The sequence below is a fragment of the Pseudomonadota bacterium genome, from assembly GCA_018823135.1.
Classification (GTDB): Bacteria; Desulfobacterota; Desulfobulbia; order Desulfobulbales; family CALZHT01; genus JAHJJF01.
Map to the genome: position 1 here is coordinate 1 of JAHJJF010000022.1, position 16,615 is coordinate 16,615.

Sequence of the window (16,615 nt, forward strand, 5' to 3'; positions counted from 1 at the left end):
GCCGCCATGGCAAGCATCGTTTTCTTCATATCCCTCCTCCTTAACAATTTAAAATTTATAAGATAATTTGATGGAAAAATTTCTTTAATACCTTACAACTCGAATTGTCAAGAGAAAATCCGAGAAGCATTGAAAGATGTCACGTAACGGCCAGGCAGGACTTCTACTGACATCTTTTTTTGTTTATGATGAAAAGGAAAAGGAACTGGTGATTATCAAAGCGTCCATTGTATGTTTACATATTTACATCAATGCTTAAGCCAACCTACTTCCTAGCCAAAGCCCCCCCTTTTTTTGCCAAAAAAGGGGGGGGGGCATCAAGTGTTACCTAAACTCATATTTATTATTTACGCCACCAACAGGAAAACTGATCATAAGGTATGAAATCTCGCTAAGGGGCAAATTTATACTTTGGAGATCATATGTGGCGTTCCATGTGGCAACCTCTTGACCACGAATAAAAAGGGTCTTTTCCGCTCCTTGAGCGATTTCAAATTGGACAAACTGATCGGTATTCTTTCCAGAAAGTGCATTCAACACCGCTTCTCTAGCTGCCCGGTACTGGCCTCCATGATAGAGGAACCACTGGACCTCTATGCTCACAACAATTCCACCGGCACTATTGATTTTTGCTTGAGGGATTGGCGCACGAACCTGATTATTACTGTCGAATGGGTCGGCACCGGTAAATCGAAAACGAGCTTTTTCTTCAGCGCCAACCTGCACGATCCATGGGCCATTTGGAAAGCTGTCAACATATGGGTATTGAAAAAACGCCCAGCTCCCTTCTTCATTAACACCCGGAAGATTTTTAAAGATTGACGCAATTGGAATGTCTGGCGTGGCATTTTGATCAAGTACAGTGCTAAATCCAACAGCATAGTTTACGGATGCTGGTGGGTATATCAGGACATCCTCAAACGCAAGATCTTGCCAATACTGCCCATCACCAGAAAAGCCAAAACTTAATCCCTGAAAGTCTGTCGCCTTGTTGAATGCCGTCAATACATTAAATTTATCGGTAATAGAGGCAATGCTTCCCAGATTAAACCTAGCAAACACCTCTGTATTCAGGCCGGGATTAGCATAAATATTTCCAGCTAATGTGACTGCATTATCACCTCTTGCAACCTCTTCAAACAAAGCGACATCATCTTCACCAAACGCCCCTGAATCTTCAATCGATTGATTAGAACTCATGCTATTGTCCGCATCGATAATGCCAAAATCCAGATCCATGACAACCTTCTCTACGTCGATAAAATCCAACGTTTCTTCCAAGCCAGAGGTATTAAGACTTAACGTTCCAAGAACCTCCTTTGTGGGGCTGTGAACCACAAGAATAACAATATCGGAGTTACCTACATCTGTGGCATCAAATGAAAATGATCCGTCTTCGTTTATCGGATATTCCAAAAGATCTCTATTACCTGTGACCACCACTATCTTGTCCGGTTTATTTCCAATTGCAGCATAGGCGTTAGAAATAAAAGAGTCGATAAGTCGTTGGATAGGCGTTGCAGCCGCATAACCACCACCACTTATTATTCCTTCGATCTTCACTGATTGGTCAGTAGGGGGCGGGGCATCGTCTCCACCCCCGCACCCTGTTATCATAAGTATCGAAGCCACCGCTGCAACTAAATAACTTTTGAATTTCATCTTATATCTCCTAAAATCCAGAATTATATCTTTTAGCTTTGACTCTGGTTGTCTTAGCCAAACCAAATAACAATAGTAGCGCAAACACATTACTCGCCTACTAAAGGTTATCTCGGCATTTCTTTGGCCCATATCTTGATCCGACAGAGCTGGATTAAGCTCTCGACAATTCTATATAATGAACTGTTACTCTCAGGTACGTCTATCCAAGTGGACTTCCCCTGTGTTTGTAGATACCTTAAAAGATGCCAATAACCTAGCAAGGCAATTGGCTTAACGCAATATTTCATTGATTCTGGAAATAAAAAACCCTGAAAACCTTGGCTGATTTATTTCCTTTTTTACATCGACCACCACCTGGGGTATATTCCATTTTTCGTGACGTCCGCTTGGTCAGGAATCTTTCCATGATCGAAGCCCTTATGGGGGCATATCAAGAACCATCCAATTTTAACTGCGAGTAAAACCAATGCAGAATTTTGTTTTACATAATCAAACCAAAGTAATTTTCGGCAAAGGCAGGATTCAGGAGATCGGCGAGGAGACTGCCCAGCTTGGAAACAAAGTTCTTCTGGTGACCGGTCAATCCAGTATCAGAAAAAACGGCATCTATGATCTGGTCAGCCAGTCACTCTCAGATGCCGGCGTAACATTTATTGATTATCCAGGCGTCCGTTCAAATCCACTGCTTGATCATGTCCGTAAAGGGATTGCCCTGGCTAGGGAACATCAAGTTGAGGCAATTGTCGCAGTGGGCGGCGGCAGCGTCATTGACAGCGCCAAGGCAATTTCCGCAGGAGCCCTTGTTGAGCATGACGTATGGAAGTTTTTCAATGGTAAAAAAAGCATCAAACAAACCCTGCCCCTTGCCTGCGTGCTTACTCTTGCCGCGGCCGGGTCCGAAATGAACGGCGGCATGGTTATCACCAATGAAGACACCAGACAGAAATTCGGCGCGGGCAATAAACTCCTCAACCCGCGCGTTTCAATCCTCGACCCCACAGCCACGTTCACGGTGCCGAAAGATTACACAGCTTACGGCGCAGTGGATGCCATCGCCCATATCCTGGAATTCTATTTCACCACGGAAGATGCCCAGACCCCGGTACAGGACAGATTCATGGAAGGCCTGGTTATAAACATCATGGACAGCTGCAACCGAGTGCTCATAAACCCGGAAGATTACAATGCCCGGGCTGATCTCATGTGGTGCGCGACATTGGCATTAAACGGCTGGACCGCCGCAGGACTTGGCAGGGTGGGATTTCCCATGCATATGATCGAGCACTCTTTGAGCGCGCTTTATGATGTTCCCCACGGAGCAGGACTATCGGTAATAATGCCGGCATGGATGACATATCAGATGCAAAACAACCCGGATAAGTTTGCGCAATTTGCCGAAAGGGTTTTCGCAGTCACCAAAGGTGATAAAAATGAAAGGGCAGCAGCAGGAATCAACCGCTTAAAAAACTGGTTTCAGGAAGTAAACGCCCCCACAGATTTAAGTCAGTTGGGTATCCCTGAAAAAGAAATTTCAAAGATCGCCCTGAATGCCCTTGGGCTTGCTAAAATATGGCGTTTATCCGAATACTCTCAGGAAATGATTGAAGCAATTCTCGTAAGTGCAACAAACAGAATCACTGCATGAAAGTGAGAAACTCTTCGATTTTCCCTTTGTTTTTACGGAGAGTTGCCGAGGCGTTTTTGAGATCCGTAAAGCTTAATCCCATGTCCTTGGCGATTATCTTGACGTTGTCAACAGCCGGCGAACCGGAGAGACCGACGCCGATCTTGTGGCAGAAAAAATTGGCAAGCATGACAACCATCGCTTCGATTTTGAATTCCGCAGAGCATTTCGAAGGAACATGATGATAGCGGCAGGGAAGCAAAAGATTATCCGGAAAATTCCATTCCGTCATAAGATGCCCGGCAAGGGCCGCATGATCAATACCAAAATGTTCCTCTTCAACGGCATACAGGGGCTTTCCCTGGTCAATTGCCGATTGAAGCGCTTTGGCATATTCTTGCGGCATATAAATGGCAAAAACAATTTTCCCGATGTCGTGCATCAGGCCGTTTAAAAATAGATGCTCACTGGCCCCGAGACGGGCGAGTCTTGCAATTTCAACAGCTGCAAAGGCGCAACATATCGAATGCAGCCATAAATTTTTCATTTTGAGAATCTTTTCAACGTCCTTGAGATCGAACGACGAAAAAACTCCCATGCCAAGGGTAAGACTGGTCACTTCATTGAAGCCGACCACGGTGATTGCGCGGGTAATCGTATCTACCTGTTTTGCCTGCCCGTAAAGTGCGGAGTTGGCAAGCCGGAGTATCTTATTGGTAATCGCCGGATCATTCTGGATGATTTCAGCAAGATCTTTTGAAGATGAGTTTTCATCATTGGCCACCTTGAGAATGTTATGGGCCACAACGGGTAAAGTGGGGAGTTGTTTTTGCTTGCTCTTGATCAGATCGAGTATGTTTTCCATTTTAAAAGTGGGGCTGACGTCTCAATTGATTTTGTGTTATTGTCTCTTTGGTTACAATTACCAAATGCGGTTAGTAAATGATAGCATTAGTTCCGCACTATAATCATCCTAAAAGGTTGCTTCATTAATAAAGTTTATCAACCCCGGTTAAAAATAATGGCAAATCCTTCAAATATCATGGACTCGACACCTATGAACCAGCCCACCAGAATCGTGGTTTTTCAGGAAAAGGGTTCCGGCCGTGAAAAAATGAAAGGAATCCAAGAATTCGGCAAAAACATTGAGATCATTGACGTAATTAGCATTGATGCAATTCTCCCGGATTTTATCGAATCCCCGGAAGAGTACATTACGGATGATTTTGAAGGCGACCTTGTACTCTGCTATCTCAAACACCCGGATCTTGCCGATTATCTGGTGAGGGTGTGCAACAACAAGAATATCCCGGTTATTGCCGCAGGAAAAAAGATCAAAGGCGCCCAATGCCCCTTCACCTGCTGTGGCCTTGGACGCATTAAGGGCCTGGGTGCCTACGGCGATCAATTCGGCTTTCCGGAATACCAAATCAAAATCAACAACGGTAAAATCGCAGAAATCAAGGCCAAACGGGGTGCCTCCTGCGGTGCAACCTGGGACGTAACCTCAAGAATAATCGGCCTCGCCCCTGAGGAAGCATTGACTACACTGCCACGGGAAGTCCAGTACCTCTGTACCGCAGATCCTTCCGCCTTTGACCCGATTAGCGGTAAGAGTTCTGTGCATTATGCCGGCGACGTTCATCATCAGGCATTGAAAAAGGCCTTGAAATTCAGCCGCGAACAGGAATAATCGCCAGTCCGAATATTGCACGAGCCAAGCAGGCTGAATAGATAAGGTTCAAAAAAAAAGCGCCCACCTGATCGGCGGGCGCTTACTCTCAATCACTGTAGAGGTGAAAAGAGGATTATTTATTTATTGCAATGCTTGTCGGCACCTTTGCCGTGGTGACCTTCACCGTCTTTTTGCCCAGGACCTTTGTCACATTTCCCCATACCGGCCTTGTCGCATTTCCCCATGCCGGGTTTGATGCCGGCGGCAAGAGCTTTGGTCTTGAGTTCATCTCTCAACTCGAAAAGCTCACCTGCTAATTTTCCAGCTTCCCCTTGATTCGGGGTTTCACTCGCCATTACCGCTTTTAACTCGGCTTTTTTCATTGCCATTTTTTTTCGTAAATCTTTGGTGTCTTCTTTAAACTTCAGATGCGCTGCCTTATCTTCTTCACTCATACTGGCAAGACAAGCTCCGGGGCCCTGTTCGCAGCAAAGTTCCATATCACATTCCCCGTCCATTCCACCGCCATGATTCCTGGACCCTGCATCGGCAAACTGATAACCGGCCAATCCAAAGGTTGCTGCCGCAATAAGTATTACTATCGTCTTGTTCATTGTTCTTCTCCTAATTTAAGTTTTTAATCTTCAAAGCAATAGTTTTGCCAAATATCAAATTCAATCCTCGTGCCAACAAAAGAACAAATCATCTATCATGCCGATTTTAAATATAAAAAAAGCAAAACTTCTGTAATATGTAATTTTAGCCGACCAACAACAATTAATAAACTGTATACTTTTTACCCGATGAACCATTCATTCTGGATAATTTATACTCAACCCCATGTAATCTATGACTCCACCTATATATATTATGTTTCGCAAAAAAGGCCTGAACTGATGAAAAACTACCATCAAAACTTTTTTATCCGGTTCAGGCATGACTTTTGCTCAATTCTTCCTTAAACAAAGTCATTACTAACATATATTGCAGATCATAATGAAAATCAATTATCTACAAAAAAACCGCCTGGCCTATCTGTCTCCCTGGTTGTCAATTTCGGCATTCGCCCTGCTGGCTCTGATAATTTTTATTTTTGCGGCAAACAACATTCAACGCGTAAAAAAACTCCAGACGGAAAGCCTGTTTCATAAAGGCCAGTCTCTGGCGAATTTTATAAACGCCGGCACCAGAACCTTCCGGATGATGGCGGTCCGGGGAGATCTTTCCCTTGCTCAGCAATTTGTAGAACATGCTGAGTCTGAAGACCAGGAAATCATATACATTGCCATAGTCGATGAATCCGGCAAAGCCCTTGTACACAGTGACCCGTCAAAGGTCGGCGACACCCTTGATACTTCCGAACTCAACCAGCAAGGCGAAGTTCCAGGAAATACCTGCCGGATTTATCCTGCTGACAACCCTGAGGCGTCGTGCATTCTTGAAGTCATCGCCCCTTTTACTCCTTTCCGGCATGGGAAAATGCCGGGCAGGCATAAAAGGATCAACAAAAGTCAGCCCCTCACCGATGATGAGGATCTCCGCACCTTTCAGGAAACTGAGAAATATACCATTCATATCGGCCTTGACATGGGGGGTCTTGAGGAAACCGTCAGGCATCACCGCCTGCAGATGATAATTCTCTCCATTGCCATGCTGCTGATAGGTATCGGCGGATGGCTGTCACTTCTCACGGCCCAGAGCTATAAAATCTCCCAACAGACATTGGAACACATGCAAGCCTTCACATCCCTTCTCATTTCAAAACTGCCTTTGGGAGTTATAGCCACCGATGCAAGCGGCAAGATCAAAACCTTCAACCATTTTGCAGAAACCATCACCCGGATTGATTACCGGAATGCAGTGAATAAAAGACCGGCATCAATCCTCCCAAATCCCTTTGCAGAACAGTTTTCTGAGGAAATGTCCCAGGAGATTTTTGACAATGAAGTGGTCCATACGTCAGAAAACGGTCAGCTGCTGATCTTGAATATGAGCGCTGTTTCCATACGTGATGCAAGCAATCAATTCCTGGGCCGGGTACTTCTCATCCATGACATTACCGAACTTAAAAAACTTGAAAAAGAAATCCAGAGAAAAGACCGGTTTGTCGCTCTTGGAAAAATGGCCGCCGGAGTTGCCCATGAAGTCCGCAATCCCCTGAGTTCCATAAAAGGGTTTGCTACACTTCTCGGGTCAAAATTCAATCCGGGGAGCAAAGAAGATGAGGCTGCGCAACTTCTGGTGCAGGAGGTTGAGAGACTGAACCGCAGCATCACCGAGCTGCTCAATTATTCCAAACCGCTGCCCCTGAACAAAACCGCAATCAATCTGAAAACTTTTTTGCTTAACTCATTGCAATTGATCGAATCAGACGCCCAGGAATTAAACATTTTGGTGAAACCGGATCTGCAAGATACTTCTACGGAGTTGAGCGTGGACACAGACCGGATGAACCAGGTGTTATTGAATATCTATATTAACGCGCTGCAGGCGATGAAACCAGGCGGCACCCTGACAATCAGCACGGTAACGAATAACAACCAGATTGATATCATTATTGAAGATACCGGTTGCGGCATTGATGCTGAAAACATCCGGAGAATTATTGATCCCTACTTTACAACAAAACCCAACGGCACAGGTCTCGGGTTGGCAATAGTCCAGAAAATCGTTGAAGAACACGGTGGGTCAATCGCCTTTGAAAGCGTCCTGGACTTAGGCACCCGGGTCGCAATCAGTCTGCCGACAACAGATGGTCAGGCTAAACAACCCCCGAGATGAAACAGGTGGGTTTATAATGGCGGACTTAAATCCGGCAGTAACGGCATCTACCGGTTTCAGGCCTGTATGAACCGCCGAATATTGAATGTCTAAGGAAGCTACTTTCTCAATTAATAAATCTTCCACCCTTCATCATTCAGAATTCCCTGTTCGATATTCGATATTAAAAGAAATCAACTGTTAGCTTAAAGCTATCCGCCTGAAAGACGGAGGGTTAAACCTTAAAATCGACAAATTAATTATTCTTTCACGCGGCTGATCTTTGCGCCGATTCCGGAGAGTTTCCCCACGAGATCATCATATCCACGGTCCAGATGATACACCCGGGAAATCTCGGTCATTCCTTCGGCGGCAAGACCTGCAATTACCAGGGAAGCACTGGCCCGTAAATCCGTGGCCATCACCGGAGCGCCGCTCAATCCACCCTTACCGTTGACAATGGCACTATGCCCTTCAGTACGTATATCCGCACCCATACGCCGTAATTCAGCGACATGCATGAAACGATTTTCAAAAATGGTTTCAATGATCACGCTCAAGCCGTTGCCGGTGGCCATCAAGGCCATGACCTGCGCCTGAAGGTCTGTGGGAAACCCTGGATATGGCATGGTTTTTATATCAATACTTTTTAAGGGTCCCTTGCGAACCACATGCAGGGAATTGCCGAATTCCTGGATAGAGAGGCCGGCGGCCCGTAATTTTTCCAACAGCGAGGGAAGATGCGAGGGATTACAGTTTGTGATTGTCGCCTCGCCGCCAGTTGCGCCAACAGCGATGAGATAGGTGCCGGTTTCGATTCGATCAGGAATAATATCAATTTCAGCCGATGATAATTCGTTGACGCCGTGGATTATCAGCCGGTCGGTATCACGACCTTCTATTTGAGCGCCCATAGCCTTCAGCATATCAATGAGGTTGCCGATCTCAGGCTCCCGCGCAGCATTTTTAATCACCGTTGTGCCTTCGGCAAGGACCGCGGCCATGAGAATATTCTCCGTGCCGGTTACCGACGGCATATCAAAATAGACATTGCCTCCCTGCATACGTCCCTGCACGCTTGCATCCACATATCCTTCTCGAAGCTCCAGATCAACTCCCAGGATCTCGAGTCCTTTCAGGTGAAAATCAATAGGTCTTGCTCCAATGGCACAACCGCCGGGAAGTGAAACGCGGGCTTTTCCCAAACGTGCCAGCAAGGGCCCGAGAACAAGTACGGAGGCGCGCATTGTCTTTACCAGGTCATAAGAAGCTTCATAATCGAACAATTGCGAACTATCTATGGTGAGGGTAGTACCCTGTTTCTCCCATGTAACGCCCAGGCTTTCAAGCAGGGCCAGAATTGTCCGGGTATCACGAAGATCAGGCACGTTCCGCAGAACCTGTTTTTCAGGGGTCAACAATGTCGCGGCAATAAGCGGCAGAGCTGCGTTTTTAGCGCCGCTGACCGCGATTTCTCCGGACAGCTTGTATCCGCCTTCTATTAAAATTTTATCCAAATTGTACACCCATACTTGATGGTTTTGTAAAAAGTCGGGATCGGGAGTCTTAAATGTGCCTCGCTTGAAAGACCCTTGGCAGCCCGGCGTAATCCCTGTGGACTTTTATATTATCATATTGCTTAATTGATGAAAACCGGTCGATAACCAAGTCTTCCTGATCTGAACCGATTTCCATTAAAAACCAGCCGTCCGGCTCGAGAAATGTCTCAATTTCAACAGCGAGCATCCGGATAATTTCCATCCCTTTATCGCCGCCGTCAAGGGCAAGATGCGGCTCAAACAGGTTCACCTCCGGCTGAAGCGCGGCCAGGGTTTCTCTTGCAACATAAGGGGGATTACTGACAATAACCGGAAAACGCCAGCCCTTTTTCAAGGCGGACAACCAGTCGGAATTAATCAGATGCACCCGGTCATAAACTTTGTGCCGCAGGGCATTTGCCCTTGCCACCGCTAATGCCGGAAATGAACAATCAACACTGAAAATACTGCACCTTGGTATTTCCAGCGCCAGAATAATTGATATTATCCCGCTTCCGGTCCCAAGCTCCAGAACCGGGCCTTTGTCATCGCCAATTCGTTCTTTAACAACCTGAAGGGTTTTCTCAACCAGCAGTTCTGTTTCAGGTCTGGGAATAAGGACATCCGGGGTCACATGAAAGGGCAGCGACCAGAACTCCTGTTCTCCGATAATATATGCCAGGGGCTCTCGCCGAAGTCGCCGCTCGATATTTTCCTGAAAAATCAATTCATCTGCCGCTGAGATATCACCCTCGTAAAGAAAGAGCTGTGCCCGGTTTAATTTCAGGATATGACCCAGCATGAAAGATATTTCATATTCAACATCGGGAATCTCCGCAGATTTCAAACGTGCCACTGCATCATTATACAGTTTTTTGATATTCATCGGTTATGGATTAATGCAGACTCAAAGGAATTTGGCAAGGGCAAAACCAATTCTCACTAGAAAAACCAACAAGATAAACCTGCGCTTGTAAACGCAGGGAAATCAAAAGCCAATTTACTTAAGGGATTGTAATGCCAGCGATTGATAGTGAATATTCAGCGGTTCGATTATTGAATCGATATTACCTATCATGAAATCATCAAGCTTATAAAGGGTCAGACCGATTCTGTGGTCACTGACTCTTCCCTGGGGAAAGTTATAGGTGCGTATCCTTTCACTCCTGTCGCCGGAGCCGACTTGTATTTTCCGGTCAGCAGAGATCAGGTCGTGCTGTTCCTGCTGCATCTGGTCAAGAAGCCTGGCCCTTAATACTTTTAAGGCCTGGGCCTTATTCTTGTGCTGTGATTTTTCATCCTGGCAGGTCACGACCAGACCTGTGGGCAAATGGGTAACCCGTACGGCGGAATCAGTTGTATTAACGCTTTGGCCTCCGGGCCCGGACGACCTGAAAACATCAAAACGCAAATCGTTGGGTTCTATTTTAAGCTCAACCTCTTCCGCCTCAGGTATGACCGCCACGGTAACCGCTGACGTATGAATCCTTCCCTGGGCTTCAGTTTCAGGGACTCGTTGGACGCGATGCACCCCTGATTCATATTTCAGTTTACTGTAAACATGGTTGCCGCTGATCAGGGCAATTAATTCCTTAAAACCGCCGATGCCGATGGGATTGCTACTCATTATCTCAACTTTCCAGCCACGCATCTCGGCATACTTGCTGTACATCCTGAATAAATCACTCACAAACAATGCGGCCTCGTCACCACCTGTCCCTGCTCTGATCTCAAGAAGAATATTCTTCTCATCTTTGGGGTCTTTGGGCAGCAACAGTATTCGCAGGCCGTTTTCCAATTCCAATAATTTTTCGGACAGCTCGACGATTTCATTCCGCGCCAATTCGACCATCTCTTCATCATCATCTTCCTGAAGAAGTATCTTGTTTTCCTGCAGCTCCTTCTTTACTTTTTTATATCTGCTGTATAATTCATGCAGTTTAACGACATGGGAATGTTCTTTGGCGGTTTTTCGATATTCCGTCTGGTCGCAAATCACCTTGGGATCGGAAAGTTTCCCTTCAAGTTCAAGTCGTTTTTCACTAATATTTTCAAATTGTTCAAACATAATGGTGTCGCAAAAAGAATCAAAACTTAAATTATGATGGACTTATACAAAGTCGCAACAGCAAAAGAGCCACCACATAAAATTAACATGTTATAACCCAATAACTCAATGAAATCGGCCTAGTCGAGGTCTCTTTGCATTCGCTATCGACGATTTCATCAATTATCGCAATTATTGAATTAAAGTGACCCGCAGCAAAAAAACGATGACCTTGAACTACGAAACCGACAGAAATCGTAGTATTACATCGTACCAGAAATATGGGACTTTAAGCATAATTGCGTTAACAACTCCAACAAAAATACCCCACAGTAAAAACCGTGGGGTATTATAAATTGATCCTCAAGTTAAAGGCGGAATATGCCTCCGACGAGAGCTTTCGGAGTCTCGCAAAGCTCGCTTACCTCGAAGTCTCGACACTCCCGCTATCTGCGAGTCAGAAAAAAATAAATTCTCCTCGGAACATTGCGGTTCTTAAAGCCTCCAGGGAAGATATGCAATCTAATGGCAGACCATGGCAAGGGACATATTTGAACTATTTTTCAAGTAAAATCTGTAATAAAAAACACCACTGGGAGAAAAATTTATTTTTTGAGGTGATTCGCATATTTTTTCATAAATTTTTCTACACGGCCTGCAGTATCAACCAGTTTCTGCTTACCGGTAAAAAAAGGATGACATCCGGAACAGATCTCAACTTTTATTTCTTTTTTTACAGTGCCAAGCTCCACTTCATTACCACATGCACAGGTTGCTTTGATCTTATTATACTCAGGATGAATACCGCTTTTCATAACTATTGCCTCCAACAGGGACTCTATAAACTTGTTCAATACAGGATGCTTGGGTGTTAAGAATTTTCACATCCCATTTCTTATCAAATCAAAAAAAATATAAACTATACTGAATTTTCCAGCTCTTGCATCGAAACTGTCAGCATAACTCAAAGAGTGGCGACACAGTGCAAATGCGCTAAAAATTAAACAGATATATATACTATGCAGTAAAAATTATTTCAACAATAAGAATTGCATCATTTCGAAAATACTATCCACACCAATGAGGGGGATTGGACACTAGGGGCCGGAAAATGAAAAGCATCAAGCTATTCTCTATACACTTTGATTCAGGTTTGCTCAACAAGGGGAAAGCTGAAATCCGGTGGCCTGAATAAAGTGCTACGGCCTACTGAATATGCAGTAAAACTTTACACATTGTTCATGGATTGAAAAAAGTCCGCGTTGCTTTTGGTGCCCTTCATCCTGTCTTTAAGGAATTCCATGGCATCAATAGGATTTAATGATGACAGTAGTTTCCGGAGAATCCAGGTACGATTGAGTTCATCTGCAGGCAGCAGAAGCTCTTCCTTTCGAGTTCCTGAACGGTTGATATCCATAGCCGGAAATATTCTCCGGTCAGCCAGTTTCCGGTCAAGAACAATCTCCATATTTCCGGTTCCCTTGAACTCTTCAAAAATAACCTCGTCCATACGACTGCCGGTCTCAATAAGAGCCGAGGCAATTATTGTGAGACTGCCTCCTTCCTCGATATTTCTGGCAGCTCCAAAAAAACGTTTCGGCCGATGAAGGGCGTTGGAATCAACACCGCCGGATAATATCTTTCCACTGGGCGGCACAACTGTGTTATAGGCTCTTGCCAGTCGAGTAATACTGTCCAACAGAATCACCACATCTTTTTTGTGCTCTACCAGACGCCGAGCCTTATTCAAAACCATCTCAGCAACCTGAATGTGCCTTTGAGGCGGTTCATCAAATGTGGAACTGATAACTTCGGCATTGACGCTTCTTGCCATATCCGTGACTTCTTCCGGACGTTCATCAATAAGCAGGACGATCAGGATGACTTCTTTATGGTTCTTGGTAATACTGTTGGCAATATCTTTGATAAGAACGGTTTTACCGGTTCGAGGGGGAGCAACGATCAGGCCGCGCTGTCCTTTGCCGATAGGGGCCATTATATCCATGATCCGCATGGAGTAATTATCTGGCTTGCGTTCGAGAATAATTCTTTCTTCCGGATGCAAAGGGGTCAGGTTTGTGAACAATGTTTTATCTTTTGCCCTTTCCGGAGGATCAAAATTCACGGTTGCTATCTTGAGCAAAGCAAAATAGCGCTCGCCCTCCTTCGGCGCCCGGACCTGCCCTTCTATTGTATCTCCGGTCCGCAGACTTAGGCGTCGTATCTGAGAAGGTGAAACATAAATATCATCCGGACCCGGAAGATAATTATAATCAGGAGCGCGCAAAAATCCGAAGCCGTCAGGAAGCACCTCAAGAACTCCGCTTCCACGATTCTGGCCGTCTTTATCACTTTTAGCAGCCTGGGCCTGGAATATTGCAAAAATCAACTCCTGCTTCCGCATCCCGCTGTAACCGTCGATTTTTAAATCTTTGGCAAGTTTAGTCAGTTCATCGATCTTTTTGAGTTTGAGTTCACTTAAATTCATGCAACAAAAGTCTCCTTTAACAAAATTAACACCTTCTCGTCGGAACAAAATGGGTTCAAATATTTGATACTTGGCCGTTATCTAGCATAAAATGATACATGTTTATTTCAGCACGGTGTAATTCATGTGCTACAAGGCCTTATTACACACAGCAGACCAGAAAAACCTATGAATAACCCGCTCAAGGAATAATAATCTGTAGAAATTCTCATGCACCCCATGAGGTTTAGTGCCGGGAAATAGTATTGCACTGAATAAGCTTTTCGAAAATAATCTGAATTCTAGATAATTCCCCAGGAAAACATCACATCGTTATACGTCGGAAAATATAAACTCTCCGCATATCGGATACTACAAAAAATACCTTTGATCATTAACCCGGCTAAGTTGAAAAAAAGAGGTAATTGCTGAAAACATCCTCTAGAGCAATAGCAATGGGTTGACTATCTAAGTTTTTAAAATCATATTTGTTTTTTAAATGAAATATTTTCGAGAAATACCAAGTAAAATGAGGATTTTTCTTAGACGGTCGTTCAATGAATCTTGACCATAAATCTTAGGAATATTAATTGGCCTTTACGATGAGATCTTGATTATTATTAAAGATAGGATTTTCGAGGAATCTTGCCCTAGTAAGATAAAAATATCTTATTGGCTTCACAATCCGCTGTCAAGACTTTTTATTCATAAAATCAACAGACTGCCGGTTCCAACGCTGAAAACACAAAATATTCTCCCTTGAATATCGATTCTTTGCGAGGAATCATCTTGATATACCCAGCGCGTCTGCGAGTTGAATTATCTGAGAACATGTCTCCTGCCAGGTACCATTGTTGTCAATTACATGGTCTGCAAGCGACACCTTCGTGCTGATGGGAAATTGCGAATCAATGGCTTTTAAGGCATCCTGCATGGCAATACCGTCTCGTCCCATAATCCGCTCCGCGCATCGCACTCTATCAGCATAAACGACTATCACCGTGTGAAAATCTTCCTGCCATCCCGCTTCAAAAAGTAACGGTACTTCAATTATATGCTTTATTTCCGGGTGAATGGCCGCTTCAGCTATCAGCCGATTGTTTATCTCCACGCGAACCAGAGGATGCAAAAGACTATTCAGATCATCCCTGAAATTCCCATCTTCAAAAATCCTTTTTCGCAACTGCTCCCGGTTAAGACTCCCATCCTTGTGAAAAAAAATATCTCCAAATTTTTCATTGAGAATCTTCCAACCCTGTTGCCCCACCTCAAGCAAATCCCTGCAAACGAGATCGGCATCCACATGATGTTGCCCGAAAGATTTCTTCATAAAGTCGGACACTGCGCTTTTTCCGGATCCCATACTTCCCGTGAGCCCGTAACATCTTTCTTTAATATCAGCCCTATTCATCTCTTTCTCGGCTTAAAAAGGTGTTAATCATCCGCATGTCAGAGTTGGACATGAAAAATAAACTTTTATTATACAATCTGGATGGATCCCTCATGCTCCGAATCTTAACGTTTCTCTCCTTAGGAAAATGAAGAACCCCGCTGGGGGTAAAAACAGGCCTTCGAGCTACGATGAATATATTCACTGTTCCAGATTCAAGTCCAGAGAGTGCGGCCTCACTTTACCTGCAAAACATCAAGGGCCTTTTTCATGTCTTCCCAAAGAGGTGCAACAAACTTCATTGGTTCTTTGCTTTCAGGATGTGCGATAGACAATTTATACGAATGGAGACATTGCCTCTTGGCCCAGGGAGGAAATTTTTTTTTCCCCCCATACACATTATCCCCGGCAATGGGATGACCCAAAGAGGCCATATGCACCCTGATCTGATGTGTCCGGCCGGTCTCAAGACCCAATTCAATATAAGCAAAATTATCGGATAAGTTTTCTATGCGTTTCCAGTTTGTAACCGCCTCACGGCCATCGTTTTCAACAACAGCCATCTTTTTTCTGTTTATGGGATGCCTGCCGATGGGCAAATTAATCCTGCCATGTGACGATGCAGGATGTCCGGTGATAATTGCTCGATAAATCTTCTCGACTTTTCTCTGTTTGAACTGGTCGACAAGAGAATGATGCGCCAGATCGCTCTTAGCAACCACCATGACCCCGGAAGTATCCTTGTCAAGGCGATGCACAATTCCTGGTCGCACTTGCCCATTAATCCCCGCGAGATCGTCACAATGATAAAGCAGTCCATGAACAAGGGTGCCACTTGAATGGCCGCAGGCCGGATGAACGACAACTCCGGGGGGCTTTGAAAGAACCAATATATGCTTATCCTCAAACAGAATATCAAAGGGAACTTTTTCGGCAGCCAACAGGTTTTCCTGAAGAGGCGGAGGCTCCACAGTGACTAAATCTCCCTGGTTGAGACGAAAGCTGATTTTTCGCAATTCACCGTTCACCAGTACATGGCCGTTCCTGATGAGGTCCTGATACATGGACCGGGAACATCCGGTTAAAGGATCTTCCTGAGCGAGAAAAATATCCAAGCGTAGGCCTGAAAAATTTTCTCCTACCTCACATCTGCTGAATCGAGAGATATTTTGATCGGCGTCTTGCATTTTTTACTCTGGTTAACCAATTCACTTAAATTTTTCGAATATACCACAATTCAACAAATGAGCATCAAAGGTAATTTGTTTAGCCCGAAACAACCAGAATATTAAAATATGCGATTGCATACTGTCTTGGTTCAGCGTGAATTGGAATTTTCTGATGTCTGAGTTAACATACTCAGACAAAGGAGAATTCAATGAAAAAGAAACGACACAATTATACGCCAGAAGAAAAAGTAATCATACTCAAACGCCATTTGGTCGACAA

13 protein-coding genes are annotated in these 16,615 nt (G+C 44.6%); 3 read left to right on the forward strand and 10 right to left on the reverse strand.

Annotated features, from left to right (window positions below):
• Positions 1-324 precede the first annotated feature (324 nt).
• Positions 325-1,662 carry a hypothetical protein gene (locus KKE17_01800; protein ID MBU1708716.1) on the reverse strand — a complete coding sequence of 446 codons (1,338 nt, stop codon included), beginning with the start codon at positions 1,660-1,662 and terminating at the stop codon, positions 325-327.
• A gap of 469 nt (positions 1,663-2,131) precedes the next feature.
• Here KKE17_01800 and KKE17_01805 point away from each other — a divergent pair, with 469 nt between their 5' ends.
• A complete protein-coding gene (locus tag KKE17_01805) occupies positions 2,132-3,310 on the forward strand; it encodes an iron-containing alcohol dehydrogenase (GenBank protein MBU1708717.1) in 1,179 nt (392 codons plus the stop codon).
• On the opposite strand, the gene KKE17_01810 is transcribed toward KKE17_01805, so the two are convergent.
• Positions 3,300-4,154, reverse strand: a complete 855-nt coding sequence (locus KKE17_01810) for an HDOD domain-containing protein (GenBank protein ID MBU1708718.1) — start codon at positions 4,152-4,154, stop codon at positions 3,300-3,302. The genes KKE17_01805 and KKE17_01810 overlap by 11 nt on opposite strands.
• A gap of 156 nt (positions 4,155-4,310) precedes the next feature.
• Here KKE17_01810 and KKE17_01815 point away from each other — a divergent pair, with 156 nt between their 5' ends.
• Positions 4,311-4,982 (forward strand): DUF166 domain-containing protein, encoded by a 672-nt coding sequence (locus tag KKE17_01815; GenBank protein ID MBU1708719.1) that lies wholly within the window; start codon positions 4,311-4,313, stop codon positions 4,980-4,982.
• A gap of 119 nt (positions 4,983-5,101) precedes the next feature.
• On the opposite strand, the gene KKE17_01820 is transcribed toward KKE17_01815, so the two are convergent.
• Positions 5,102-5,578: a hypothetical protein gene (locus KKE17_01820; GenBank protein MBU1708720.1), complete on the reverse strand. Its 477-nt coding sequence runs from the start codon at positions 5,576-5,578 to the stop codon at positions 5,102-5,104.
• A 382-nt stretch (positions 5,579-5,960) separates the two neighbouring features.
• Here KKE17_01820 and KKE17_01825 point away from each other — a divergent pair, with 382 nt between their 5' ends.
• Complete coding sequence (locus KKE17_01825) at positions 5,961-7,745, forward strand: PAS domain S-box protein (protein MBU1708721.1); 1,785 nt, start codon at positions 5,961-5,963, stop codon at positions 7,743-7,745.
• Positions 7,746-7,984: 239 nt separating this feature from the next.
• On the opposite strand, the gene murA is transcribed toward KKE17_01825, so the two are convergent.
• The 7 genes from murA to KKE17_01860 all read right to left on the reverse strand — a co-directional run bounded on the left by murA (position 7,985) and on the right by KKE17_01860 (position 16,353).
• A complete protein-coding gene (gene murA / locus KKE17_01830; GenBank protein MBU1708722.1) occupies positions 7,985-9,241 on the reverse strand; it encodes a UDP-N-acetylglucosamine 1-carboxyvinyltransferase in 1,257 nt (418 codons plus the stop codon).
• Positions 9,242-9,290: 49 nt separating this feature from the next.
• Positions 9,291-10,148: a peptide chain release factor N(5)-glutamine methyltransferase gene (gene prmC, locus KKE17_01835; protein MBU1708723.1), complete on the reverse strand. Its 858-nt coding sequence runs from the start codon at positions 10,146-10,148 to the stop codon at positions 9,291-9,293.
• A gap of 114 nt (positions 10,149-10,262) precedes the next feature.
• Positions 10,263-11,330 carry a peptide chain release factor 1 gene (gene prfA / locus KKE17_01840; GenBank protein ID MBU1708724.1) on the reverse strand — a complete coding sequence of 356 codons (1,068 nt, stop codon included), beginning with the start codon at positions 11,328-11,330 and terminating at the stop codon, positions 10,263-10,265.
• A 584-nt stretch (positions 11,331-11,914) separates the two neighbouring features.
• On the reverse strand, positions 11,915-12,124 hold the full coding sequence (gene rpmE, locus KKE17_01845) for a 50S ribosomal protein L31 (GenBank protein MBU1708725.1): 210 nt from the start codon (positions 12,122-12,124) through the stop codon (positions 11,915-11,917).
• A gap of 413 nt (positions 12,125-12,537) precedes the next feature.
• Complete coding sequence (gene rho, locus KKE17_01850; GenBank protein ID MBU1708726.1) at positions 12,538-13,797, reverse strand: transcription termination factor Rho; 1,260 nt, start codon at positions 13,795-13,797, stop codon at positions 12,538-12,540.
• Between the two features lie 763 nt (positions 13,798-14,560).
• On the reverse strand, positions 14,561-15,187 hold the full coding sequence (gene coaE, locus KKE17_01855; protein MBU1708727.1) for a dephospho-CoA kinase: 627 nt from the start codon (positions 15,185-15,187) through the stop codon (positions 14,561-14,563).
• A gap of 215 nt (positions 15,188-15,402) precedes the next feature.
• Positions 15,403-16,353 (reverse strand): RluA family pseudouridine synthase, encoded by a 951-nt coding sequence (locus KKE17_01860; GenBank protein ID MBU1708728.1) that lies wholly within the window; start codon positions 16,351-16,353, stop codon positions 15,403-15,405.
• Between the last annotated feature and the right edge of the window lie 262 nt (positions 16,354-16,615).

Excerpts from the sequence above, each read along its gene's own strand:
- KKE17_01800 (MBU1708716.1), bottom strand. The coding sequence starts at position 1,662 with ATGAAATTCAAAAGTTATTTAGTTGCAGCGGTGGCTTCGATACTTATG.
- KKE17_01805 (MBU1708717.1), top strand. The coding sequence starts at position 2,132 with ATGCAGAATTTTGTTTTACATAATCAAACCAAAGTAATTTTCGGCAAA.
- KKE17_01810 (MBU1708718.1), bottom strand. The coding sequence starts at position 4,154 with ATGGAAAACATACTCGATCTGATCAAGAGCAAGCAAAAACAACTCCCC.
- KKE17_01815 (MBU1708719.1), top strand. The coding sequence starts at position 4,311 with ATGGCAAATCCTTCAAATATCATGGACTCGACACCTATGAACCAGCCC.
- KKE17_01820 (MBU1708720.1), bottom strand. The coding sequence starts at position 5,578 with ATGAACAAGACGATAGTAATACTTATTGCGGCAGCAACCTTTGGATTG.
- KKE17_01825 (MBU1708721.1), top strand. The coding sequence starts at position 5,961 with ATGAAAATCAATTATCTACAAAAAAACCGCCTGGCCTATCTGTCTCCC.
- prmC (MBU1708723.1), bottom strand. The coding sequence starts at position 10,148 with ATGAATATCAAAAAACTGTATAATGATGCAGTGGCACGTTTGAAATCT.
- prfA (MBU1708724.1), bottom strand. The coding sequence starts at position 11,330 with ATGTTTGAACAATTTGAAAATATTAGTGAAAAACGACTTGAACTTGAA.
- rpmE (MBU1708725.1), bottom strand. The coding sequence starts at position 12,124 with ATGAAAAGCGGTATTCATCCTGAGTATAATAAGATCAAAGCAACCTGT.
- rho (MBU1708726.1), bottom strand. The coding sequence starts at position 13,797 with ATGAATTTAAGTGAACTCAAACTCAAAAAGATCGATGAACTGACTAAA.
- coaE (MBU1708727.1), bottom strand. The coding sequence starts at position 15,187 with ATGAATAGGGCTGATATTAAAGAAAGATGTTACGGGCTCACGGGAAGT.
- KKE17_01860 (MBU1708728.1), bottom strand. The coding sequence starts at position 16,353 with ATGCAAGACGCCGATCAAAATATCTCTCGATTCAGCAGATGTGAGGTA.